Raw genomic sequence first — 22,428 nt, 5'->3', positions numbered from 1 at the left:
GACAGGTGTGCCGGACATGCGCAGCGAAGACTGGCTCAAATATTCGAAGCCCGCTGAAATGTGCTCAGCCCCGAATCTAGTGGCATTCGGTCATGCACGGGACAGCTCTAACTGTTGTTGCGAGTGAACCCCTGCTTGGCAATGGTGGAGCTTCTCTTTCTGAAGGCTGCGGCGAGGGCTGGGACGTTGGGATCGTGAAAGTCGTGGACGGTGGCAGAGATGCTCTCCTTGTCATCGGTATCGCGAGTAACTCGGCCTACCTGCTGAATGACAACGCCGCGGAAGCTTACTGGGGCGGCCAGCACAAGAGTGTCCAGTGCGGGAAGATCGATGCCTTCGCCGGCTACCTGGGACATGGCTAAAAGGACGAAATGCGGTGTGGTGGCAAGCTGTTCACGCACGGCCTGCCGTTCAGTGGCTTTCTGTCCGCCGTGGAGTTGGAGGACGGGGAAGGGGGCGTCGGTAAGCAAGGCGCTGAGGGCAGCGAGGTGTTCGCGTCTTTTCACTAGGACGAGGACAGTGTGCTCGCCCTGCGCGGCTTGTGTGATGACATCGGCGATGAGCTGGTTGCGGTGCTCATCCACCGCCAGAGCGGTGTCGAGGTCGGGCCAGAAAAGGTAAGGAGCATCGTAGGTGAAGTCCGTGTTGTGGACTACATAGTTGCGTTGCCCAGGGCGATCAAGCTCGACGGTATGGCGGATAGGGCCGCAAATGAGAGGCAGTAACTTATCAAGACCGTCGGAACGGTACGGAGTCGCAGTCATGCCGAGTATAAAACGAACGTTGAGTTGCGCGAGGACATTGGTTAAACCTGCAGCCCCGACCCGGTGGCATTCGTCAACGATGATGTGGCCGTAGCCGGAGAGAAAGTCAGTCTTGGAATCACTACGGCTGATGGACTGCGCTGTGACAATGTCTACCACGCCGCTGAGCTTCTTCTTAGCGCCGGAGTATTGCCCGACGTGGACATCTGGAAGAAACTGCTTGAGTGCTTTGTTCCATTGGGTAGCAAGCTCCCTCGAAGGGACGATAACTGCGGTGGGCACTGACCGCTGGGCGATGATTGCACAGGCCATGACGGTCTTTCCAGTGCCGGGAGGAGCAATGAGCATTCCAGACTTGTGTTTGAGCATCTGTGTGACGGCGGAATGCTGGTAGGGGCGTAGTTCGCCGGCGAAGGATGCATCGATGCGCTGTGGTTTCGGCGTATGGCCGCGGCGGGTGACGGTATATCCTGCGGTTTTCAGAATATCGAGGACGTCATCGAGCGTGCCGCGGTCGAGCGTGAGGATCTGGTCCTTCTCATCAAAGCGCACGATGATCCGTGGAGTTCCGAAGGTGGAGAAACGCTGGGCTTGCTTGATATAGAACTGCGGGTTAGCAATAGCGCCGAGGTGTCGCAGGGCCGAACGAGTGGTGGCGTCGACGCCCGATAAATCGACGTGGACGTGCGAATCGTGCGTGACGTGGACTTTCCCAGAAGCCTTGAGCCTCTTTAGTTCTGCGCGGGTTGGGGCCTGGGGAAGGGATGTCTCGGGATCGGGCTGAAGCTCAGCGTAGATTCTCTTGAGTTCGGCGAGCCCCGATTTCTTCGTCCTAGCCAGGGCCTCGAATTGGTCAGGCAATGCTTGAAAATCACTGTCGACGAAGACCGTTGTGCCTTCGGATCGATGGTGGCCAGCCAATGGGAGGGCAATCAGGTTGCCGAAACCGCGGCCTTTCGCCGGCAGAGTGTCTTGGGAAGGGAAGAAACGGTCGAAACTGGAGAAGTAGGAATCCGGGCTAGCTTTGGCAAGAAGTCCGATGCCCACGGAACGGGCGAGGCTGGCAGGAATAGGTTCGTCGAAGAATACCCAGACGTGAGCTCCGTTCCCAGAGCGTGAAACCTCTATGAGTGGATCGAGTCCATGGTTCTTACATTCTTCGGAGTAGGCGCGGGCGGCTTGCTTGAAGTCGTCATCGTCGAAATCGCAGACTAACAGCCGGCAGCTATCATCTGTGCACAGTGGGTAAAGACCAACGTGGAAGTGGTTGTCCTGGCGCAAATGCCCTTCGATCACCTTCGGTGTTAAGGGTTTCAGGTCGGGGTTTCTTCGGTCATAGTAGCCATTGCTGGCCGGATACCAGGCCTTCTTTTCCGCAGTATTTTTAGCCACTGCGTAGACGTCTGTCCTCCCCGCGAAGTAATCCATGAAGAGCGCAATCTTCTCCTCCGGTGAGCGCCTTTCAGAATGAACGTTAGCCGGCGGCGGTGTGTCTGCGGGACTAGGGCGCGAGGGCGCATGACCGAGGGGCTGCAGCAGCTGGGCTACCTGGGATTCTAGTTCGCTAACGCGAGCTTCAAGCGCTTCGAGGCGTTCCTGTTCAGTCATGGCGTGTGTTCCTTGTGCGTCGGAACTAGTTTATATGACGGCATGCGGCTAAATGCCTTGTCGGTTTGGCGTTGTATTGCTTAGACTTAATCGCACGACGATCCGGTCACCGGAACGTTGTCGCCTGGAGCCGCGTAGGCTCCAGAGCTTTTTGCAGAGGGCGACTGGGGTCGCAGTGATAGGCTGCGCGCTTCAAAAGACAAGCCTTGATTCTGACAGGTGTGCCGGACATGCGCAGTATGTGGAGCATTGAGGTGGCCTCTAGCCATTCGTGCGCAACTTGGTTATCCTTGAGGGAAGTTTCACTTGTAAGCGAAAGGCGTTTCAGGTGTAAGTGTCACGCTGGGAAAGGAGCGCTGATGACTGCCTCTGCACTCATCAACGATCGGCTCATGATCGAAGAAACTACTCTCAAAGAGCTGAAGTCGCTGCAGACTCTCGAGGCAGCGAGCTTTCGGGTAGCAGATGAGCACGGGCGCCCAGTCCCGTTGTCGCGTGATGTTCAGCGATTGATTTCTCAGGTCTTGGCTTCTGTCGCGCAGCGAGGGGAAGTCACAATCTCTCGCATTCCTGAGGAGCTCACCAGTACAGTAGCTGCCGAGCTGTTAGGCATCTCGCGTCCAACGCTCATGAAATGGGCAAAGGAAGGAAGGATAGCTACCCACAAGCGCGGAACACATACGCGGTTTAAGCGTGAGGATGTCCTGCAGTTGAAGCGCCAGCGCGCTGAGGAACGCGTGAAAGCGTTCCAAGAATGGCGTGCATTCGAAGAGGAGAACGAGAGTTTCTTTTCACAGTCCTAGGTGCATTGAGAACTGCTAGAAACTGCACTGGGCTAACGCGGTTACTATCCTCGAGAACATGCCGCAAAAGGTATTCGTTGACGCAAACATTTTAGTGAGCCGTACAATCCTAGATTGGCTTTTTGCGCTGCAGATTTTATCTGGAGACATGTTTGTGTTCTATACGTCTCAAGACGTACTTGCGGAAACGGTACGGGCGATGCGGCGGAAACATCCCACAGCACCTGGGAGAATTATCAAGGACCGTGTCGAGAAGATCGGTGCGGTGATGGAGGAAATCATTGATGATTTTCCCGGAGACATGCCTTTCGACGGTTTGGATCGTCATGACTACCATGTCCACGCGGCGGCTTTCGCCTCACAAGCCGACATCATCCTTACTGATAACTCGCCCCAGGATATAACCATTACTGCCAGCGAGCAGCGCTACGAGATAATGAATGCGGATGCATTCCTCATGCTCATTCGCGATTCCGCTCCAAACTTAGTGATTGAATGTACGAGTCAGCAGCTGGAGTATTGGCAGAAAAGGAAGGGCTTTCAGGGCCTAGACGATGCGCTGAGGAGAGCGGGTTGCGACAATTTTGCCAGCGCTGTGCGTGAAGCCTTGCAGGCGCTCGCGCAGCGCTAGTTTCATCCGCTCAGCGCTTGTAGCCGCAGACTTTCCAGTGGTCGGTGGTGCTATAGCCCGCACTCTTAAGCCCTAACAAGCTCCTGCAGCGCATCGAGAGCCGCACGGGAGGCAGTGCCGTAGCGCTCGCGAAGGAAGCGGTGGGTGGCGTCGGGGTTGTCGAGTGACACGGATGTCTCGCTGAGGTTGTGTAGCTCTGATTCGCCGGCATCGGTCTTTTCCACTGACCAGAAGCTCTCCGGGCGCAGGCCCAGTTCGCTGGAGCGCTCAAGCACGCTGAAGGCGTGGGAGGCAAAGATGAGCTGCGCGCCGTTGACGTTGATGCTGGGCTCGCGGAAGGCATCGATGATGAAATCCAACAGCGCTGGGCGCAGGGCGGAATCCAGCTCATCAGCCACTAGGATCCCACCGCGGCGCAACGTGTCCAACACCAGGGGAGCGGTGGCCATCCAATTCTGCGTGCCCCCGGATTCATCGGTCAACTTCAGCGCGTAGTAGGAGTCACCAACTTTGTGCTCCACGATGATGGAGTGCAGTAGGGACTCGATCTCCGCATCGGAGTAAGCCTGGAACTCGTCTGGTCGGGGGATGCTGCCGGCGCTGCGGCTGAGCGCATCAATGACCGGGCGCATCTGGCGGAAGACGTGCTCGGGGATGTGGTCCTGGTTCAGCCGCACGGAGTGGATTCCCGAATCGGCCGCGCGCAGCAGCGCGGCAGCCTCATGCAGGTGCAGCTTGCCCTCACGGATGAGGGTGGTGATGCGGGAGGCAGTACTCATGGAGGTATGGCCGTGCGGCAGGTAGGACACGTCGTGCACCAGGGCGCGGGCCAGCGGGGCGAGGATGGGGTGCTCATCGCGCAGGCCAGCGGACAAGAGCAGCTCGGTGTCATCGATGGGGCCGAGCTTGGCGACGTCCCCTTCATCCATAAAGGACTTAGTCCACTGCACGTCCTCGCCGCGGGTCCGCACGAAGCAGGGGCTCCACCGAGTCGAGGGCACGCGGCTGAGCCATTCGGCATGCACGCCGGTAAAGCTCCACTGGAAGCCGTAGAGGTAGCGCACGCCATCGAGTTCGAACTCCAGCTCAAAAGTGCTGGGCAGGCGTTGAGTGCGGGGGTTGAGGCGGTACGGGGCGTGGGGGAGTTGGTTGGGTGGGGCGTCGGCAAGCCAGGCGGTGGCAGAGGACTCGATGGCGAGCAGGGCGAAGGCGAGGGCGTTGAGGATGCTGCTCTTGCCGGAAGCGGTGGGGCCGATGAGTACGGTGATGGGATCGCTAACCTGCGCCCAGCCGTCCTCCGGGGCGGTGGAGTGCTGCCAGTCGTGGTAGAGCGTGAGCGTTTGGGTGGCGCGGATGCTGCGGAAGTTGGACACGCTAAAGGAAAGGAGCCTCATGATCACGAGACTACAAGCTCACAGATTCTTCATCAGATAAATCTTTCCTAGGTTTGGGCGCTGAGATTTCGTTCTCGCCCCATGCCTTAACCCAGCCGGCGCTGGTAGCGTTTTACTACACATCGCAAAAGCAACCACAGGAGGCTACATCCTATGGACAGCTCTATTACCGATCTGCTCTTATACATCGGTTTAGTGTTGGTCATGGTGGCCTACTGGACCTTCTATATCCGGTACGTGCGGCGGATTCCGCAATCTGAAGAATGGTACGACTCAGCCGAGCCGGACGGCGCAGAGAGCGATGGCCTCCTCTTTGTTTATCCTTATGGCACGCTCTTGATGGGCGCTGGCGGTGCCTTGGGGTTGGTTGTAAGTATGGGCCTTCCCGAGCCTGTCGAAACGGTGCTGGCTGCTCCGTTCATGGTGGCTATGCTCATCGCACTCATTGGGTTTACGGGCGCGTTCGGGATTCCGCTTCCGTGGCCTTTTGTTCCGCATTGGGTCGTGGACATTCGCAAAGCAAAACGCGCTCGAAGGCGAGAGCGCAGACAAGCCTGGAAAAAGAGAGAGAAAGAATAAGCTTGGCAGCTTACTCAGCTGCCGAAGTGCGCGTACAGTGGGGCCGCTGTGGTGTCTGGCGCTGAGTACCGCAACAGTTTTGTGGATGAAAACAGTGGCGCAGCACGCTAGGCTTTTGGCATGAAGTATCGGAACGTTCAGATCAGCTCCGTCGCGGCGCTTGTCATGGGCCTGTTAGGCGCGGCGTTCTTTGCTTTGGGGCGGGTCATATTTGATGTCGGCGGATGGCTCGCATACTTTACCCTTCCGGTCGGCGGCATCGTGGTCCTCGCGCTGTTAGTTTTGTGGCTCATCCCCGTACGTATCCCGATGGAAGATGAAGCGGGCGGAACGTACAAGGCATTCGGCTGGCGCGAGTCGTGGGCATTCATTGCTGTGACCGTGTTTCTCTTCCTTGCTGGCTTTTTTATCGTAGATCTCGGCGATACCGATGAGAGTGTGAAATCCGCCTTCACCCAGATTGTCGGTCGGTGGGCCTTAGACCTGTCCTCGGTGCTGTTCTGGATGAGCGTTTTCGGGGTCATTGCCTCCTACGTTATCGGGGTCGTTGTGTCGGTGAAGGGGCGCAACGCCGCTGATGAGGACCAGACGCCGAGTTCAGACCCGGAAGACCTAAACGAGGCAAATCTGGGCGAGAAACTCGGCCAGGGCGAGGCCTAAATTGCCGTTTTCTGGGCCTGCCGATTAATGTTGCTGGGAGCGGATTCGCTGTGTGCGTGAGTGCTGGCTCGGCGCTGGTGCGGAATGCAGGCAGGGAACACGCGGGGCTATAGCTCAGTCGGTTAGAGCTACGGACTCATAATCCGTTGGTCCCGGGTTCGAGCCCCGGTAGCCCCACCACGCAAAGCTTCCATTGCTTACCGCTTGTATGCTGCCCCTGGGGAGGGCCTTTACGCCTTTTCGAGCGTTGGGATGGTGGCATGTCTGGGGCCTGTTGTACGCTTGGCGGGAACTGGAAGGAGGGCAGACATGGAACAATTTAAGGCGCGGCAAATCGCCGAATGGTTTGTAGCGTGGGCTGATGAAACTGATGATGCTGACATTACGCAACTCAAACTTCAAAAGCTTCTCTACTATGCCAAAGGGCTGCATATGCGCTCTTCCGATGGCTTGCCGCTTTTTCCTGAACGAATGGAAGCCTGGGCTCATGGTCCAGTAGTCGTGGACGTCTACCATGACGTTAAGCACTACGGAAAGCTTCCTATAGACCCCGATGAGTTCGTCTCGGATGATTTCGACTGGGATGATTACCGCGACGTTGAGCAGGACTTGATTGAGGTATGGGATAAGTATGGCCCCTACTCTGCATGGGCTCTGCGGAATAAAACCCACACCGAGTCGCCGTGGAAAAAGAACTTCGTGGAGGGCAAACGCGGGTTAGAAATAACTGATGCCGATCTGAAGAACTACTTCTGCTAGCTGTGGGCACGAAAAGTAAACGACGGGGGAGTAGGCCAACCAGAGGGGTGAGGAGCGCCCCAGATTCAAGCGTCGTGGATGCTCTTCGTAGCTCGCGGGCTGACTATCCGCTCCTGTCAACGCGATTCCTGCAGCAGGGGTGGGGCTTCGAAGAACTAGATGATTCAATGCGCGCAGAGTTTCTGGAAAAGTGGCACAAGCGGTCAGTGCTTTCATGGAAAGAGCTGGCACAGCATCCCAGGCACGGACTCGGCTCAGAGTTTATTCCGGCAAGCGCTATCAAGCCTCAGATTCCGCGGCAATTTCAGGATGTGGAGAAATTCCGGGTTTACCGTCACAAAGGGAATCTTCCTTTCGCGGGCTGGAAAGACGGGGAAGTGTTTTATGTCATTTGGATTGAGAAAGCCTACAACGAGCTCTACATGCATTAGCTCATTTTCTGAGCCTTAGCGGTCCGCCAGCTAGGCGGCGCATTGCAAGGAATAGCTCCTCAATGCGAGAGATTGCTTAGCACCCGATACGATGACCACCATGAGCGTTGTCGAGATGGACCCGTTGATCGAGTCGCTGTACTACTGGTCCGACATCATAGGTGTCCTCCTCATGGGCATCATCGGTGGCACCATGGCCCGGCAGCGCGGCTATGACATCGTGGGTTTCTTCTTCATCGCGATGTTCTCTTCCCTCGGCGGCGGCATGATCCGTGACGTGCTCATTAACCGCGGCACCGTCGCCGCAATGAGCCAGCCGGAGTATCTCTACCTGGCGTTTACTGGCGCCATCATCGCCCGCTTCGTCTACTTCAAGGGCAAAACGTGGGACTACGTGCAGTCGCATGGTGATGCGGTGGTCTCGGCCCTGTGGGCGTCGACAGGCGCGCTCAAAGCCATCGCGTATGGCCTGCCCCTGATTCCCTGCATCATGATGGGTGTGTTCACGGCTACGGGCGGCTCCATGATCCGTGACATCGCCATGGGGCGCGAGCCCGCGGTCTTTGGTGATAACACCCCCACCGTGATCCCCGCGGTGGCCTGCGCGCTGGTGGTCTTGGGCGCAGACTCGGCCGGCTACTTGGCGTGGGGGGTTATTCTCGGGCCGGTTGTGTCCTTTGTCCTCACCATGCTGGGCATCTGGGCGGGCTGGCGCGTACCCGCTCGCCAGGAATGGGCGCCGGTCAATGACACCGCGGCTTACGTCATGGTCATGGCGCGCAAGGCGGAAAGCAAGGGGCGTGCCGTGGGGCGTCGTCTAGAGCCCACGAAGCTTCGCTCCTGGCGCCACAACCAGATGGAAAAGGCCCTGCAACGCCGCATCGAGCGCGAAGTCCGAGCCGGCAAGCGCCGTGCGGAAGCCGCCATCGATGCCTCCGAATTCCTCGACTCCTTCAACGAGGAAGTCGCAGAGATGTCGGAGATGATGGAGCCGGCCGTTGCGGAAGCGGAGTCCTCCGACTTCGGTGTGGACCTAAGCGGTGACTCCTACGAGGAACAGAGCGCTGAGGGGCCAACGCCGCGCGAGCTTTTGGATCGCATCTTGGCCGATGATCAGCTCACCGATGAATTGGTGGAAAGACTCATGCGCCGATATGAAAAAAGAGATGATTAGAACCTGAGAAATGCTTTAATCTAGTGATGAAAGTGAGGTGATGGACGCGTGACGTCGAGGCGTTCTTTTCTGGGCATGCTCGCGGCGCTGGCGGTGTCGGGCGTTGCGGCCCCCACGCTGGCGGGTTGCGGAACGGAACCGGAGCGCATGGATACCTCGGGAATGAATCTCATTACTACCGATATCTCGGAGCCGCAGCGCTCCCTCATCCCGGCCGATTCCAACGACGTGCCAGGCCAAACCATCATCAACCTGGTGTACTCGGGCCTGATGTACCTGGATAAGGACGGCGGCGCCCATTACGACATGGCGGAATCCGTCACGCAGGTTGATGACACCACGTTTGACGTGCAGATTCGTGAAGACGCGGTGTTCTCCGATGGCTCGAAGGTCAGCGCGCAGGACTTCGTCGATACGTGGAATACGGCAGTGCGCCAGTCCCTGCTTTCCGCACATCACTTTGCGCCGATTCTCGGTTTCAATGAAGGCAGGAAGGAGATGCGCGGGCTGACGGTGACGGGGGAGAAGTCCTTCCGCATTGAGCTCTCGCGCCCCACGGCGGGCTTCATTGAACGCTTGGGTTATTCCGTCTTTTTCCCCATGCGCTCTGCGGATCAGGACAAGCTGAGTGAGCGCGGCACGGACCCGATTGGCAGCGGGCCATACCTGTTGGCCTCGTGGGAACGTGAGAAGGCGTTGACCCTCGTGCCGAACCCGCGTTATAAAGGGCCGCGACACCCGCAGAATGAGGGCATTAAGTTCGTCGTGTACGCCTCGGAGGAGCAGGCCTACGAGGATCTTGTGGCGGGCCGGCTGGACGTGCTGACGCGCATCCCGGCGGAGAAGCTCGGAAGCTTCGAAAAGGAGCTCGGCGCGCGGGCCCTTACTAAGCCTGGCGGTTCGATCATGGAGATCACCATTCCCGCCAACGATGCCAATTTCCGCGGCGAGGCTGGCCGCCTGCGCCGCCGGGCCCTGTCCATGGCGGTAGACCGAGAAAAGATTGCGCGGGACATCTTCCACGACCGAGTGACTCCGGCCAACAGCTTCGTAGCGCCGCTCTTCGGCTCCCCACCGCCTGCGCCGGAAGGTGCTGACGTGCTGACCTACCAGCCGGATAGAGCCCGCGAGCTGTGGGAACAGGCGGAGAAGCTAGACCCCTTTAAGGGGACGTTCAGCATCGCGTTTAACGCCGATGGCGGCCACAAGACGTGGGTCGATGCGGTGGCTCAGCAGGTGACGGATACCCTCGGTGTGCTCGCCGAAAGCAAGGAATTTGGGACCTTGAAGGAATTGCGTCGAGAGGTCACAGCGCGGCACATTACCGGTGCTTTCAGGACGATTTGGCAGGCGGAATTTCCGGATGAGTCGACCTTCCTGGTGCCGCTGTTTGCCTCCTATTCCTCAGAAAACGAGTCAGGTTTTCGCAGCACCGAATACGACGAGTTGCTGAAGAAGGTAGGCCAGGCGAAGGACCGGGAGGAGGCCCAGGAGTACTACTTGCAGGCCCAGGAGCTGTTGCTGGAGAAGATGCCGGCGATTCCGCTGTGGACGACTAAGGCATTCAGCGCCTACGGCAAGGACATCATCCCTGCTGGCTACACGTGGAAGCCCACTCCGAACTACTATCTCATCCACCGCGCTTGAGATTCCAAGGGTTCTGTCAGGCTGTAGGACTAGGCTTGGCGCAATGCTGAAGTATTACTTTTTCGCCATTTGGCAGGCCTTCGTTGACCATGGTTTGCCACTGCTAGGAATGCTGTTGTTGGCGATTCTCATCCCGCGCATCGGCCGCTTGGCGGTGCGGGTCATTGAGTCCCGCCTCGATGAAAACCAAGAGTCCACCAAGGCGCGCTTGGCGCTGGCCGGCGCGCTGGTCTATGTGGCACAGGCGGTGGCGTACTTCCTGCTCGTGTTGGCGGCGCTGGCCAACGTTGGAGTGCCTCCCCTGGGCGCGGCCATCCCGGCAACCGTGGTCTCGGCTGCCGTCGGTTTCGGCGCACAGTCGATCATCGGTGATTTCCTCGCCGGTTTCTTTATCCTCTCGGAAAAGCAGTTCGGTGTGGGTGACTATGTCAGCTTCGACGGCGTGACCGGCGTGGAGGGCACCGTCGTATCGCTGACCTTGCGCACAACGACGGTGCGTACGCCGACCGGTGAAGTTGTCATGGTGCCGAACGGTTCGGCGGGCGTGGTCACAAATTACTCGCAAGAGTGGTCGCGCGCGGTGGTGGATATTGCCATCCCGGTCCATGAGGGCGATTCCGTGCAGGATCTGACCGAACAGGTAGAGAAGATTTCACAACGCGCCATCGATACCCCGGACATCCGCGCGGACGTGGCTGGTGAGCTCGACGTTCTGCCCGCTACTGGGTTGGTTGCTCCCACGGTGGCCGGCCAGCCATGGCAGGTGAAGTACCGCGTCTTGGTGCAGGTCAACCCCGCACGCCAGTGGGCGGTGGAGCGCGCGATCCGCTCGGCGCTGCTGTCTTCCTTCTGGGACCTGTACAAGCTGCCTAACGCTGAAAACGTCGCGGGTGAGGTACTGGAGGTGCTGGGCGGCGCGGTGGATGCCGATGCCCCCACTACCGTCATGCCGGCGGCAGGCGCTAACACCGAGTCGAGACAAGAGAGCTCGGCATCCGAGACGGAAGCTATCGCCGCCGACGCTGTCGCTGACGCGGCCGCCGAAGCGCAAGACAGCAAGGATGACGGCCCAGGGCGCCCGGCCTATTCGGCCGAACCCGACGACGAGGAAGAGGATGATTACGGCCGCGGTATCTGGCGCGCGGATAAGCCGGAGAACAAGTGGGACTCCTTCTGGACGCTTGGCGGGCGCGTGCGCCGCTCCACTACAGGGCTTATCGCCGGGCTCGGCGCGATCAGTGTGCTGCTGTTAGCGTCCGCCAACCCAGACGGAGTGGAGAATGCCGGGTGGCTATCACCCTCGCGCTGGATGGGACAATCAGAGACAACGTCCGAGTCCACTCAGCCCTCCGAACCTTCGCCAACGCCACAAACCGCGCCGCAGGACGAGCCTTCCTATGTCTCGACGCCCGAGGAGCCGGTGGAAAGCGTGCAGGGCACAGTCACTGATAGCACCCCGGACAGTGAGGCCACCTTCGCACCTGTGAATCCAGGGGAACCGACAACCCAAACACCAGCGGAGGAAGGGGTCTCCGAAACTCCTGCGCCCACCGAGGGCGCACAGGCTACCGCTACTGAAGGGGCCTCGGAGCCTTCCGCCGAGATGTAGACCCGAAGGGGGTAGAGAGGCGCTGCACAGAGAGAGGTGAGAGAGACGCTTGGAGAGGGCGCACGAGAGATATGAGTGATAGGGAAGTGCAGCGGCGTAATGCGCTACACCTTATGTATCGGCCCATCGCCACCGATCGTTAACGCAAGCAAGCTAGCTCACAACTCCCGCGCCCGGCCTATAGGTCAGCGCATGCGCCTGCCTCACGGGGGAACCCGGCCTGAGTACATCATCCACGCGCAGCCAGTGCATCTGGGCTTCCTCGCGGCTCAGCGTGACGAAGCAATAGCCGTGGCTATCCAGCTCGACGTGGTGGCACTGCGGGTTGGCCTGGCGTAATACCTGTTCGGCGAGGCGGGAGACAGTATTGCCCGCGCGTAGGTTGAGCGCCTCGTTGATATTGGGTGCCGACACGGACCCGCACACCATCTCCGCGGCAACCACCTCCTCGTCCTTGCTAATCGTATGCGCCCATTCGGTGTGGATATCGCCGGTGAGGAACAGGGCGTGGGCAGGGGAGGCGCGGAGGGCGTCGATAAGCGCGCGGCGTTCTGCGGAGTAACCATCCCACTGGTCCCCGTTGACGGGAATCCCCGTGATGTTCTTCGTCAGGGCGGCAGCCACCTGTGCGGTCAGCGAATTCTCCTGCAGTGACACCAGATTCAGCGGGGCAAACATCACCGAATTCCCCAGCAGATTCCACGTGGCCTGCGAGGTCTCAATCTTTCCCAGCAGCCAGTCATACTGCTCCGAGCCCAGCATGCTCCGGCCCTCTTTCATAAACGCCACTGGGTTCCACGGCGTCTGCTGGTCGCGGTAGGTGCGCAGGTCCATCATGGTCAGCTCCGCCAAATCGCCGAAGGTCAGTGAGCGGTACAGATGCCCGTCCTCGGAAGGCGCGGTGGCGCGCACGGGCATCCACTCGAAGTAGGCGCGCATGGCCGCCGTTTGTCGTTCCTGCCAGCTTCCTTCCGTAGCGGGGTCGTGGTTCTCCGCGCCGCCGGCCCAGTTATCGTTGGCTGTTTCATGGTCATCCCACACCACGATCCACGGCAGAGCGGCATGCGCTGCCTGCAGGTCGGGGTCGGTGCGGTAGCGCCCGTAGCGCGTGCGGTAATCCGCCAGCGTGGTGATCTCGTGCGCGGGGTGGTGCAGGCGCACCGGCCCAAACCCGGAGTATTCGCCGGCGGCGTACTCGTAGATGTAATCGCCTAAGAACACCATGTAATCCAGCTGCCCGGAGTGCGCGCGCCGGGCGATGTCCGCGTAAGCACTGAAGAAGCCCGACTCCCAATTCGCGCAGGAGGCGACCCCAAACGTGAGCTGCTCCGGCGAGGCGGTGGCCGCGGGTGCGGTCTTGGTCCGCCCGATGGGGGAGGAGACACCATCGACGAGGAAGCGATAAAAATATTCGGTGTCCGGCTGCAGGCCGTGCGGGTCCACGTGGACAGTATGGTCACGGCTTGCGGAGGCAACCACAGTGCCGCGCTTGACGACGTCCCTCATCTCCCCATCCGCTGCCACCTCCCACTCCACGGTGACCGAAGGGCCTACGCCGCTGCCCGGCAGTGCCTCCTCGGTGGGCGTGATGCGCGTCCAGAGGATGACTGAATCCGGAATCGGATCGCCGGATGCCACTCCGTGCACGAAGGGCAGCGTGCCCGCGGGCGGCTCTACTAGCCCGAGGGAGGAGGTGGACGTGGGATCGGCTGCCGATGCTGAAGAGGCGACGAGGGAGGCGGCGGTGGCTGTGGCTAATCCAGAGGCGTGGAGGAGGCGGCGACGAGTCAGAGAGCGGCGCATGGCTCTACGGTTTCTCTGCTGAGGCGGTGTCGCAACTCGGGGACAGAGAATTCGCCCGCCGGTCAGGTGTGGTTTTCCGTGGCTTCACGTGTGCTTTACCCCTTGGGGTGGAGCAATTTCTTGCGGGGTGAGTTACGGGCTATAACTTATGCCTATGAAGAAGTTCTCTCGCGCGGTTCTCGCCGCCTCTGTCTCTGTTTCTCTCTCCCTGTCCGTTGTCGTCCCCGCTCAAGCGGAGACCGGCGCATCCTACGAGGAGGCCCCCACCGCGGTTTCCTCTCCGTCTGATACGGGCGACCTCGAGTCCGGCCTGTCTTCGGAGCTGGACGTTGAATCCTCCAGCAAGGAGCTGGGCTCCTCCACCGAAGGCACTGGCTCCTCCAACCAGGAGGAAGATGACGCCGAATTCGAGCAGTCTTCCCAGGGCGAAAGGATTGCCTTGGGCCTGGGCATTAGCGCAGCGCTTCTCGCGGCCATCGCCGGCGGCGTGTTCTGGGCCGTGCAGCAGGGAATCATCCCGAACCCGCTGCCGGGCGTGATTCCTTCGCCGAAGGCACAGGAGCCCGCACCGGCACCTGCTCCGGCCCCTGCTCCGGCCCCCGCGCCCGCACCGCAGCCAGCTCCGGAACCGGCTCCTGCGCCGGCTCCCGCCCCTGCGCCTGCACCTGCCCCCGCACCGAAGCCGGCACCGGCTCCGGCCTACTACTCTCGCTGCGCCGATGTGTGGAACGCGCTGGGCCGCCCCATCTACCCGAGTGACCCGGGCTTCCGTTCCAAGTTTGACCGCGATGGTGATGGCGTAGGCTGCGAGCGCGATCCTCGTTAAGCTGGAGCGCATGAGCGCTTTTTCTTCTCTTGAGTCCTGGCCCGTCGATACCGTTGCCGGTGCCTTGCTGCACCGCGGTGAGGTAGTAGAACAGGTCGGTGATGTCTCCCGCCGCTTCCCAGTAGCCTCCGTGACCAAGCTGGTGGCCGCCTATGGGGTGATGGTGGCAGTGGAGGAGGGCGCTGTGGAGCTGGATCAGCCTGCCGGTCCTGAAGGCTCCACGCTGCGCCACCTGTTGGCCCATGCCTCGGGGGTGGGCTTTGATACACGCGAGCCTCAAAAACCGGTGGGCGAGCGCCGTATCTACTCCTCGGCGGGCTATGAGTGGGCCGCCGAGGTAGTCGAGTCTGCAACCGAGATTCCTTTTGTTGACTACCTTGCGGAAGGCGTGTGCGCTCCGCTGGGTATGCAGGCCACCACCCTGGAAGGCTCGGCCGGGCACGGCTTGGTTTCTAGTGTGGAGGACCTAGCCGCCTTTGCCGCCGAGGTGTACGCGCCGCGTTTGCTGGATTCCTCCACCGTGGAAGACATGCGCAGCGTCCAGTTCCCCGGGCTGCGCGGGATTGTGCCGGGCTACGGCAGCTTCAAGGACTGCACGTGGGGGTTGGGCTTTGAAATCCATGGCGAAAAGAAGCAATGGATGGGCGGCTTGCCAGCCGATGCCGTGGGGCATTTCGGCATGAGCGGAACCTACCTGTGGGTGGCCGGTGAGTGGGCGATGGTGGCGCTCACGGACCGCGACTTCGGAGACTGGTGCAAGCCGCTGTGGGCCGAGACCAATACGGCGATCTGGGAGGAGTGCCAGGCGCGCTAGCCATAGCCGCGGTGAAGAACTTGGATGGCGTAGCGGCGCACCGACAGGCGCCACAACGGGGGTAGTGGGGCACCTGTGGCGACCGCGCGCACATGATGCTCGTGAGCCCTCATGTGGCGAATGTGGTTAATGGGGTGAATTTCCGGGCGAAAGTCTCAACCTGATATTGAGGCAGTGGGGGCTTAAGTGCAGGTTGAGGGTTGTTGTGGCCTAAGTGGCAGGGGAAAATCGTGGGCACACAATGACGCACCGAGTGGCCACATACCGTGGCCACACCAATCGGTGTTCGCGCCTCGGCGCGAGTGGCGTGATGAAGACTAGTTCGTAGGGGAAGACGAAGCTCGTCTTGCGTCGGCGCATGCCGGCGTGCCATCACTCGCACGTCAAAGGAGTTTAAGGAGTGAATCAACGCGTTCACCCGCAGGTAGCCGGTGCAACCGAGCCGGCCCCTTCAGCCAGCCCACTTGGCAGCCCAGCGGATACGTGGCCCAACCGCGCCTGCGGTGAGGTCTGCACCGCCGTGCTGCAGATCTCGGGCATGCCGCGCAGCCTGCGCCCGGCCATCGAGCGCGCCATGGCGCGCTGTATTCGCAGCGAAAGCGAATTCATCGTCCCCGGCGATGACCCGCTGACCGCCCAGTGGTGCACCCGCTGGCGCCGGGACCCGCTGTGGGACGTTGTCGGCATAAAAGCCGACAACGCAGGCTGCACCGGAATCGGTTGCCAGCAAGTGCTCACCGGAACGCCCAGCGAATTGGAAGCGCTGGGCTGCGCGGTGGAGATGCTGGCGGGGGAGTACGGTTTTCGGGGCGTCGTCAAGCGCGCCGTCTAAGTCGGTGAAGGCCTAGTCCGCGAAGGGATCGAAGATGCGCTCCGGCAGGTCCGCCACGGAGTCAATGATTCGCGTCGGGCGGAAAGGATAGCGCTCGATGATGCGGTCATCGCTGATACCTGAGCGCACCAGGATGCTGCGCATGCCCGCCTCGAGGCCTGACTTGACGTCGGTATCCATGCGGTCACCGATCATGACGGTGTTTTCCGAGTGTGCGCCGATGTTGTTTAAGGCGCTGCGCATCATGACCGGGTTCGGCTTGCCCACGTAGTAGGGCTCGCGGTTGGTCGCCGCGGTGATGAGTGTCGCGACAGCGCCCGTGGCCGGAAGCACGCCCTGCGGCGCGGGGCCCGTGACGTCCGGGTTGGTGGCAATGAAACGCGCTCCGTTGCGGATGAGATTGATGGCCGTGGTGATGGCTTCAAAAGAATAGGTGCGGGTCTCGCCCAAGACCACGAAGTCCGCTTCTCGGTCGTTGAGGATCCAGCCGGCCTCGTGCAGCGCGGTGGTCAGGCCGGACTCGCCCACGACATAAGCCGTGGACAGCCCTGCCTGGTTGGAGAGGAAGGCCGCCGTGGCCGTCGCCGAGGTCCAGATACGCTCGGCCGGGATATCCAGTCCTGTGTTCTGAAGGCGTGCTGACAGGTCCCGCGGAGTGGACATCGAGTTATTGGTCAGCACCATGTACTCGATGTTGTTGTCCTTCAGCGCTTGGATGAATTTATCCGCGCCGGGAATCATCTCTCCTTCCTTGATCAGCACGCCGTCCATGTCCGAAAGATAGGAAATCACGAGTGTTCCTCCACATAATCAGCAAGTTCGCCCACCGTGGTGACGGAGAGCATGGTTTCTTCATTCAGGCGGACCCCGCAGGCTTCCTCGAGGCGCACGGCTAATTCGATGCGCTCGAGCGATTCAACCCCCAGGTCCTCCAGCTTTGCTTCGCGCTCTAGTCCTTCCTCCACGCCGGTCACCTTCGTGATGAGGCGGGTGAGCTCGCAATAGGCGTCGCCGGTGGGTGCAGAATCCTGCTCTTCGGCCGGCGCGGAACCGAAGCGGGCTTGGAGTTGCGCTGAAAGGTCATTAGCCATGGGGCCCAGTCTAGTATTGAAATGTCATGGTTATTCGAGCACGTTCCTCCGCCGTCGCGCGCAGCTGGTCGCGCCGGGTTCGCCCCCGCATGCGCGCCATCGAGCACGCCGTCCACAATGAGCTGCATGATCTCACGACTGAACCGGGCCTGACTGGGGTGAGTGACTCGGGCTTCGTCGACAACGACGGCGTGCGCGTGGCGTGGTACGAGGTGGGCCCGGAGGACGCGGAGGTCACCGCGGTCTTCATCCACGGCTATTGCCTGTCTGCTGAGAGCTTCTATTCCCAGGTCAACGACGTGCGCCGCAACTATCCCACGGTGCGCTGCCTGCTTGTCGACGTTCGCGGCCACGGCCAATCCACCCACGTCGCCCCCGCGCAGTGCACGGTTCGGGGCGCGGCCGACGATGTGCTGGCCGTCATCGCTGAGCGTGCCGCCGAGGGGCCGTTGGTGCTGCTTGGGCACTCGATGGGCGGAATGATTGCGCTTAACCTGCTGCGCCGCGCACCGCGCCAGATCTTTGACCGCGTTGAGGGGATGGCGCTGGTGGCCACCTCTATGCAGCGCTTTGCCGCCGCAGGCGTGGCTCGCATCTTGGAATCGAAGACCCTCGGCGCGGTCTACCGCGCGTGCTTGAAGCTGCCCCGTCGGCTCAACCGGGTGCGCTTTGAGGTAGCGGCTGTCATCGCCCCGGCTTTCGCGGCGCTGCTGCAGGGCTTCCCACAAATGGACAAGCTGCAATTCCACGTGGCGATGCTGCTGGATACGCCGATGTCGAGCTATGCGGGCTTCTTCGATGACTTGGTGGAGCACTCTGAGTTCGGCGCAACGGCCCGGCTGCGCAGCGTGCCGGGCGAAATCGTGGTGGGCCAGCATGACATCGTGACCCCGCACCGCCAATCGGAGGTGATTGCCCGCCACTGGCCGGGCTCCACCCTGACCGTCGTCGACGGTGCTGGCCACATGGTCATCTTGGAAGAGCCCAGCGAGGTCTCCAAGGCCTTGGGCCGGGTCCTCGATCGCGTGCTCGATGGCGACTAAGCCGCGCTCATGCCGACTAAGTCCTTTGTCGACGGCGGCAGGGCCTTTTGTTGGCGGTGGCTGAGCCTCCTGTGGTGGCAGAACTGCCCGTTCTGCCAAAGTTAGAGCCTCTGATTCAAGATCTGGCCAGAACTTTGGCAACAACGACAGTTGCCGCCCCTCGGTTTAGGTAAGAAGAATGCCCCTCCTGCCCGAGGTGGGGCAGAAGGGGCTGGAGGGCTTGGGGCTGTTAAGCCCTAAGCCTTAGTCCTCGTCGGAGGACGTAGAGATGGTGGCGGTCGGGTCGTCGAGCTTCAGCTCGCGAGCTGCCTTCTCGACGGTGCTGCGCTCCACCTTGCCCTCGCGGGCCAGGCCCTCGAGAACGGCGACGACGATGGACTCGGCGTCGATGTTGAAGTAGCGGCGAGCGCCTTCGCGGGTATCGGAGAATCCGAAGCCATCTGCGCCCAGGACGATGTAGTCGCCCGGGACGTAGGGGCGAATCTGCTCCTGCAGGTCCGTAGCGAAGTCGGAGACACCGACGAACGGTCCCTCGAAGCCCTTGAGCTGAGAGGTAGCGAATGCTTCGGTCGGCTCAACACCCTTGCGCAGTGCTTCCTGGTTACGGGCAGCGCCGTCGCGAGCCAGCTTGACCCACGAGGTGACGGAGAACAGCGAAGCCTTGACATCGAAGTCCTCAGCCAGGATCTCCTGGGCGCGCAGGGCCTCGTACATGCCCACACCGGAGGCCAGGATGTTGGCTGGGATGGAGCCGGACTCGGCGGTGTTGTAGTGGTAGATGCCCTTGTGCAGGCCCTCGACGTCGAGGTTCTCCGGCTCAGCAGGCTGCTTGACCGGCTCGTTGTACACGGTGATGTAGTACATGATCGGCTCGTTGTCCTCGCCGTACATGCGCTCAATACCGCGCGGAACCAGGTGAGCGATCTCGTAGCCGAAGGCCGGGTCGTAGACCTCCACGGCCGGGTTGGTCGACGCCAAGATCGGGGAGTGGCCGTCCATGTGCTGCAGGCCCTCGCCGGTCAGGGTGGTCCGGCCGGCGGTAGCGCCGATGATGAAGCCGCGGCCCAGCTGGTCGGCAGCAGCCCAGAAGGCATCGCCGGTGCGCTGGAAACCGAACATCGAGTAGAAGATGTACAGCGGAATCATCGCCTCGCCCTGGGTGGCGTAGGAGGTAGCAGCCGCGGTGAAGGAGGCTGCGGCACCGGCCTCGGAAATGCCCTCGTGCAGAATCTGACCATCCGTGGCCTCGCGGTAGGAGAGCATGAGGTCGTGGTCCACCGGGACGTAATTCTGGCCACGCGGGTTCCAGATCTTGAGAGTTGGGAACCAGGAGTCCATACCGAAGGTACGGGCCTCATCCGGAATGATCGGCACGACGCGCTTGCCCAGCTCCTTGTCGCGCATGAGCTCCTTGAAGGTACGCACCAGCGCCATGGTGGTGGCGACGTCCTGCTTGCCGGAACCCTTGCGCACCGAGCGCAGCTTGGACAGATCCGGGGTGGTCAGCGTCTCGAAGTTCTCACGGCGCTCCGGCAGGAAGCCGCCCAGCTCTTTACGACGCTCCAGCATGTACTTGATCTCCGGAGCATCCTTGCCCGGGTGGTAGTACGGCGGCAGGTACGGATCGGCCTCGAGCTGCTCGTCGCTGATCGGGATGCCCTGCTTGTCGCGGAAGAGCTTCAGATCCTCCAGCGTCAGCTTCTTCATCTGGTGGGTAGCGTTGCGGCCCTCGAAGTTGTGGCCCAAGCCGTAGCCCTTAATGGTGTGGGCCAGGATGACCGTCGGGCGGCCGGTGCCCGCGTAGCTCAACGCCTTGTCGTATGCGGCGTAGATCTTGCGGTAGTCGTGGCCACCGCGGCGCAGTGCCCAAATCTCATCATCGGACATGTCCTCCACCAGCTTGAGCGTGCGCTCATCGCGGCCGAAGAAGTGCTCGCGCACGTAGGCGCCGTCGTTAGCCTTGAAGGTCTGGTAGTCACCATCAGACGTGGTGTTCATGATGTTGACCAGGGCGCCGTCCTTGTCGGCTTCCAGCAGCTTGTCCCAGCCGCGGCCCCAGACAATCTTGATGACGGACCAGCCGGCACCGCGGAAGAAGGACTCCAGCTCCTGAATGATCTGGGTGTTACCGCGCACCGGACCATCGAGACGCTGCAGGTTACAGTTCACCACGAAGGTCAGGTTATCCAGCTCATAGAGGGAAGCCATCTGCAGCAGACCACGGGACTCCGGCTCATCCATCTCGCCGTCGCCGAGGAAGGCCCAGACATGCTGCTTGGAGGTGTCCTTGATGCCGCGGGTCTCCAGGTACTTATTGAAGCGTGCCTGGTAGATGGCGTTGATGGGGCCCAGTCCCATGGACACGGTGGGGAACTCCCAGAAGTCCGGCATCAGGCGTGGGTGCGGGTAGGACGGCAGACCATTGCCCTCGCCGCGGGAGTGCTCCTGGCGGAAGCCATCGAGGTCTTCCTCGCTCAGGCGGCCCTCCATGAAGGCGCGGGCGTAGACACCCGGGGAGGCGTGGCCCTGGAAGAAGACCTGGTCGCCGCCGGAGGGATCATCCTTGCCCTTGAAGAAGTGGTTCAGGCCCACCTCATACAGCGGGGCAGCGCCTGCGTAGGTGGAGATGTGGCCACCGACGCCGATGCCCGGGCGCTGTGCGCGGTGCACCATGATGGCCGCGTTCCAGCGGATCCAGCGGCGGTAGCGCTTCTCCAACTCCTCATCGCCCGGGAACTCCGGCTCCAGGGAGGTAGGGATGGTGTTAACAAAATCCGAGGACGTCAGCGACGGCAACGGCACGCGCTTGGCGGTAGCGCGCTCAAGAAGGCGCAGCATGAGGTAGCGGGCGCGCTCCGGATCGGAAGAATCTAGAAGACCGTCGAGGGAGTCCATCCACTCGCGGGTCTCCTCGGGGTCGGAGTCATGCAGGTATGCTGCCACGCCATCGCGAACGATGGGAAAGTTGGAGTCGCCGTTGTGGGCGTCCAAGTCGGCCATTAAATCCTCCTGGGTCGTAGTACACAGATCTTGCTCTAGGATACGCGCCCCTTTCGCGGTGGGTCACTCGGAGGCCCCCACGGGTGGTTTTATGGGGGAAAATGTCCACCTCCGGGGAGGAACGGGGGAGGTTTGACGCGAAAAAGTGCACCGTAGCCGTTAAAATACTCTGCATGACATCAACTACTTCATCGGAAGGAACTCAACGAGTGACGGGATTTGCAGCCAAGCTCGGCATCGAGGAGGGCCAGATTGCCCTAGAACTTGGTTGGGACGAAGACTGTGACTCCACGATTTCTGAGTCCATCGAGGACGTGTTGGGGGAGGACTTCCTCGAGGAAGAGACCGACGAGTTGTGCGACCTTGTGCTGCTGTGGTGGCGCGCGGAGGACGGCGACTTGGTCGATGGGCTGGTGGATGCCACCCGTCCCTTGGGCGATTCCGGCCGCATCTGGCTGCTGACCCCAGGAGCTGGAAAGCCAGGCAACTTGGAGCCGGGCGAGATCTCCGAATCTGCACAATTGGCCGGTCTGGTGCAGACCAAGGCCGAGCGCCTCGGCGAGTGGCAGGGTTCCTGCCTCGTGGCCCGTGGCTACACCAAGAAGCCCTAAGAAATAATCGCAGGATGTACCTGCTCGCGCGGCATTCGCAGCGACTAGTTACACCCCGATTTGTTGCTGCGGGTGCCCATGGGCTAATCTTGGTCGAGCACACCAAGTGCACTGCGGCTTTAGCTCAGCTGGAAGAGCAACTGGTTTACACCCAGTAGGTCGGGGGTTCGATCCCCTCAGGCCGCACCAAATGAAACCCCTTTCCGTTAAGTCGGAGAGGGGTTTCGTCGTGCTCGGAGGGCCGCGCCGCGGGTGCCCTAGGGTGAAGGCCGCTTTGGTGGTCGGTGTATATGCGGACTCCTCCGTCTGCTTTGGGTGGCTTAAGGGACATTTCGTGTGGATTTGCGGC

At 61.0% G+C, this 22,428-nt stretch carries 20 protein-coding genes and 2 tRNA genes; 16 read left to right on the top strand and 6 right to left on the bottom strand.

The window, feature by feature from the left end:
* Nucleotides 1-107 precede the first annotated feature (107 nt).
* Entirely contained in the window at nucleotides 108-2,372 is a 2,265-nt protein-coding gene (locus HMPREF2807_RS03920; RefSeq protein WP_070510651.1) for a DEAD/DEAH box helicase, read from the bottom strand.
* Nucleotides 2,373-2,731: 359 nt separating this feature from the next.
* Between HMPREF2807_RS03920 and HMPREF2807_RS03915 the strand changes: the two genes are divergently transcribed.
* Nucleotides 2,732-3,175, top strand: coding sequence for a helix-turn-helix domain-containing protein (locus HMPREF2807_RS03915; protein WP_070510649.1), 444 nt, complete (start codon nucleotides 2,732-2,734; stop codon nucleotides 3,173-3,175).
* A gap of 58 nt (nucleotides 3,176-3,233) precedes the next feature.
* Entirely contained in the window at nucleotides 3,234-3,806 is a 573-nt protein-coding gene (locus tag HMPREF2807_RS03910) for a PIN domain-containing protein (protein WP_070510646.1), read from the top strand.
* Between the two features lie 65 nt (nucleotides 3,807-3,871).
* Here the strand turns inward: HMPREF2807_RS03910 and HMPREF2807_RS03905 are convergent, their stop codons facing one another.
* A complete protein-coding gene (locus HMPREF2807_RS03905) occupies nucleotides 3,872-5,200 on the bottom strand; it encodes an AAA family ATPase (protein ID WP_070510663.1) in 1,329 nt (442 codons plus the stop codon).
* A gap of 153 nt (nucleotides 5,201-5,353) precedes the next feature.
* Here HMPREF2807_RS03905 and HMPREF2807_RS03900 point away from each other — a divergent pair, with 153 nt between their 5' ends.
* The 8 genes from HMPREF2807_RS03900 to HMPREF2807_RS03865 all read left to right on the top strand — a co-directional run bounded on the left by HMPREF2807_RS03900 (nucleotide 5,354) and on the right by HMPREF2807_RS03865 (nucleotide 12,059).
* Complete coding sequence (locus HMPREF2807_RS03900; protein WP_070510644.1) at nucleotides 5,354-5,779, top strand: hypothetical protein; 426 nt, start codon at nucleotides 5,354-5,356, stop codon at nucleotides 5,777-5,779.
* Nucleotides 5,780-5,899: 120 nt separating this feature from the next.
* Nucleotides 5,900-6,439: a hypothetical protein gene (locus HMPREF2807_RS03895; RefSeq protein ID WP_070510643.1), complete on the top strand. Its 540-nt coding sequence runs from the start codon at nucleotides 5,900-5,902 to the stop codon at nucleotides 6,437-6,439.
* 103 nt (nucleotides 6,440-6,542) lie between these two features.
* Nucleotides 6,543-6,619: transfer RNA gene (locus tag HMPREF2807_RS03890), tRNA-Ile, on the top strand.
* Nucleotides 6,620-6,748: 129 nt separating this feature from the next.
* A complete protein-coding gene (locus HMPREF2807_RS03885) occupies nucleotides 6,749-7,198 on the top strand; it encodes a Panacea domain-containing protein (RefSeq protein ID WP_070510640.1) in 450 nt (149 codons plus the stop codon).
* Nucleotides 7,199-7,272: 74 nt separating this feature from the next.
* The gene (locus tag HMPREF2807_RS03880; RefSeq protein ID WP_070510638.1) at nucleotides 7,273-7,629 is read left to right on the top strand and encodes a hypothetical protein; all 357 of its coding nucleotides are present in this window, start codon (nucleotides 7,273-7,275) and stop codon (nucleotides 7,627-7,629) included.
* Between the two features lie 100 nt (nucleotides 7,630-7,729).
* On the top strand, nucleotides 7,730-8,803 hold the full coding sequence (locus tag HMPREF2807_RS03875) for a trimeric intracellular cation channel family protein (RefSeq protein ID WP_046647250.1): 1,074 nt from the start codon (nucleotides 7,730-7,732) through the stop codon (nucleotides 8,801-8,803).
* A gap of 48 nt (nucleotides 8,804-8,851) precedes the next feature.
* Complete coding sequence (locus HMPREF2807_RS03870; RefSeq protein WP_232745382.1) at nucleotides 8,852-10,450, top strand: peptide ABC transporter substrate-binding protein; 1,599 nt, start codon at nucleotides 8,852-8,854, stop codon at nucleotides 10,448-10,450.
* A 43-nt stretch (nucleotides 10,451-10,493) separates the two neighbouring features.
* Nucleotides 10,494-12,059 carry a mechanosensitive ion channel family protein gene (locus HMPREF2807_RS03865; protein ID WP_070510633.1) on the top strand — a complete coding sequence of 522 codons (1,566 nt, stop codon included), beginning with the start codon at nucleotides 10,494-10,496 and terminating at the stop codon, nucleotides 12,057-12,059.
* 153 nt (nucleotides 12,060-12,212) lie between these two features.
* Here the strand turns inward: HMPREF2807_RS03865 and HMPREF2807_RS03860 are convergent, their stop codons facing one another.
* Nucleotides 12,213-13,862, bottom strand: coding sequence for an alkaline phosphatase D family protein (locus HMPREF2807_RS03860; RefSeq protein ID WP_049156837.1), 1,650 nt, complete (start codon nucleotides 13,860-13,862; stop codon nucleotides 12,213-12,215).
* A 154-nt stretch (nucleotides 13,863-14,016) separates the two neighbouring features.
* Between HMPREF2807_RS03860 and HMPREF2807_RS03855 the strand changes: the two genes are divergently transcribed.
* The 3 genes from HMPREF2807_RS03855 (at nucleotide 14,017) to HMPREF2807_RS03845 (ending at nucleotide 16,334) form a co-directional block, all read left to right on the top strand.
* Nucleotides 14,017-14,688, top strand: coding sequence for an excalibur calcium-binding domain-containing protein (locus HMPREF2807_RS03855; RefSeq protein WP_070510631.1), 672 nt, complete (start codon nucleotides 14,017-14,019; stop codon nucleotides 14,686-14,688).
* Between the two features lie 10 nt (nucleotides 14,689-14,698).
* Complete coding sequence (locus HMPREF2807_RS03850) at nucleotides 14,699-15,502, top strand: serine hydrolase domain-containing protein (protein WP_070510630.1); 804 nt, start codon at nucleotides 14,699-14,701, stop codon at nucleotides 15,500-15,502.
* Nucleotides 15,503-15,902: 400 nt separating this feature from the next.
* On the top strand, nucleotides 15,903-16,334 hold the full coding sequence (locus tag HMPREF2807_RS03845; protein WP_070510628.1) for a hypothetical protein: 432 nt from the start codon (nucleotides 15,903-15,905) through the stop codon (nucleotides 16,332-16,334).
* 12 nt (nucleotides 16,335-16,346) lie between these two features.
* Here the strand turns inward: HMPREF2807_RS03845 and HMPREF2807_RS03840 are convergent, their stop codons facing one another.
* Complete coding sequence (locus HMPREF2807_RS03840) at nucleotides 16,347-17,126, bottom strand: HAD-IIA family hydrolase (RefSeq protein WP_070510626.1); 780 nt, start codon at nucleotides 17,124-17,126, stop codon at nucleotides 16,347-16,349.
* A complete protein-coding gene (locus HMPREF2807_RS03835; RefSeq protein WP_070510624.1) occupies nucleotides 17,123-17,425 on the bottom strand; it encodes an acyl carrier protein in 303 nt (100 codons plus the stop codon). The genes HMPREF2807_RS03840 and HMPREF2807_RS03835 overlap by 4 nt, the downstream gene beginning before the upstream one ends.
* Nucleotides 17,426-17,451: 26 nt before the next feature.
* Between HMPREF2807_RS03835 and HMPREF2807_RS03830 the strand changes: the two genes are divergently transcribed.
* The gene (locus HMPREF2807_RS03830) at nucleotides 17,452-18,468 is read left to right on the top strand and encodes an alpha/beta fold hydrolase (protein ID WP_070510622.1); all 1,017 of its coding nucleotides are present in this window, start codon (nucleotides 17,452-17,454) and stop codon (nucleotides 18,466-18,468) included.
* Nucleotides 18,469-18,711: 243 nt separating this feature from the next.
* On the opposite strand, the gene aceE is transcribed toward HMPREF2807_RS03830, so the two are convergent.
* Nucleotides 18,712-21,468, bottom strand: coding sequence for a pyruvate dehydrogenase (acetyl-transferring), homodimeric type (aceE, locus tag HMPREF2807_RS03825; protein WP_070510620.1), 2,757 nt, complete (start codon nucleotides 21,466-21,468; stop codon nucleotides 18,712-18,714).
* A gap of 173 nt (nucleotides 21,469-21,641) precedes the next feature.
* Between aceE and HMPREF2807_RS03820 the strand changes: the two genes are divergently transcribed.
* Together HMPREF2807_RS03820 and HMPREF2807_RS03815 are read left to right on the top strand one after the other, a co-directional pair.
* Nucleotides 21,642-22,079 (top strand): DUF3052 domain-containing protein, encoded by a 438-nt coding sequence (locus HMPREF2807_RS03820; RefSeq protein WP_046647091.1) that lies wholly within the window; start codon nucleotides 21,642-21,644, stop codon nucleotides 22,077-22,079.
* A gap of 113 nt (nucleotides 22,080-22,192) precedes the next feature.
* A tRNA-Val gene (locus HMPREF2807_RS03815) sits at nucleotides 22,193-22,268 on the top strand.
* Nucleotides 22,269-22,428: the final 160 nt, after the last annotated feature.

Origin of the sequence: Corynebacterium sp. HMSC074A09 (genome assembly GCF_001811545.1) — a bacterium.
Taxonomy (GTDB): Bacteria; Actinomycetota; Actinomycetes; order Mycobacteriales; family Mycobacteriaceae; genus Corynebacterium; species Corynebacterium hiratae.
The sequence above is the reverse complement of the archived record's forward strand: the minus strand, read 5'-3'. Positions and strand labels throughout refer to the sequence as shown.

Coding starts and splice junctions, on each gene's coding strand:
- HMPREF2807_RS03850 (WP_070510630.1), top strand. CDS start 14,699: ATGAGCGCTTTTTCTTCTCTTGAGTCCTGGCCCGTCGATACCGTTGCC.
- HMPREF2807_RS03895 (WP_070510643.1), top strand. CDS start 5,900: ATGAAGTATCGGAACGTTCAGATCAGCTCCGTCGCGGCGCTTGTCATG.
- HMPREF2807_RS03920 (WP_070510651.1), bottom strand. CDS start 2,372: ATGACTGAACAGGAACGCCTCGAAGCGCTTGAAGCTCGCGTTAGCGAA.
- HMPREF2807_RS03885 (WP_070510640.1), top strand. CDS start 6,749: ATGGAACAATTTAAGGCGCGGCAAATCGCCGAATGGTTTGTAGCGTGG.
- HMPREF2807_RS03830 (WP_070510622.1), top strand. CDS start 17,452: ATGGTTATTCGAGCACGTTCCTCCGCCGTCGCGCGCAGCTGGTCGCGC.
- aceE (WP_070510620.1), bottom strand. CDS start 21,468: ATGGCCGACTTGGACGCCCACAACGGCGACTCCAACTTTCCCATCGTT.
- HMPREF2807_RS03905 (WP_070510663.1), bottom strand. CDS start 5,200: ATGAGGCTCCTTTCCTTTAGCGTGTCCAACTTCCGCAGCATCCGCGCC.
- HMPREF2807_RS03865 (WP_070510633.1), top strand. CDS start 10,494: ATGCTGAAGTATTACTTTTTCGCCATTTGGCAGGCCTTCGTTGACCAT.
- HMPREF2807_RS03875 (WP_046647250.1), top strand. CDS start 7,730: ATGAGCGTTGTCGAGATGGACCCGTTGATCGAGTCGCTGTACTACTGG.
- HMPREF2807_RS03910 (WP_070510646.1), top strand. CDS start 3,234: ATGCCGCAAAAGGTATTCGTTGACGCAAACATTTTAGTGAGCCGTACA.
- HMPREF2807_RS03855 (WP_070510631.1), top strand. CDS start 14,017: ATGAAGAAGTTCTCTCGCGCGGTTCTCGCCGCCTCTGTCTCTGTTTCT.
- HMPREF2807_RS03820 (WP_046647091.1), top strand. CDS start 21,642: ATGACATCAACTACTTCATCGGAAGGAACTCAACGAGTGACGGGATTT.
- HMPREF2807_RS03900 (WP_070510644.1), top strand. CDS start 5,354: ATGGACAGCTCTATTACCGATCTGCTCTTATACATCGGTTTAGTGTTG.
- HMPREF2807_RS03860 (WP_049156837.1), bottom strand. CDS start 13,862: ATGCGCCGCTCTCTGACTCGTCGCCGCCTCCTCCACGCCTCTGGATTA.
- HMPREF2807_RS03835 (WP_070510624.1), bottom strand. CDS start 17,425: ATGGCTAATGACCTTTCAGCGCAACTCCAAGCCCGCTTCGGTTCCGCG.
- HMPREF2807_RS03915 (WP_070510649.1), top strand. CDS start 2,732: ATGACTGCCTCTGCACTCATCAACGATCGGCTCATGATCGAAGAAACT.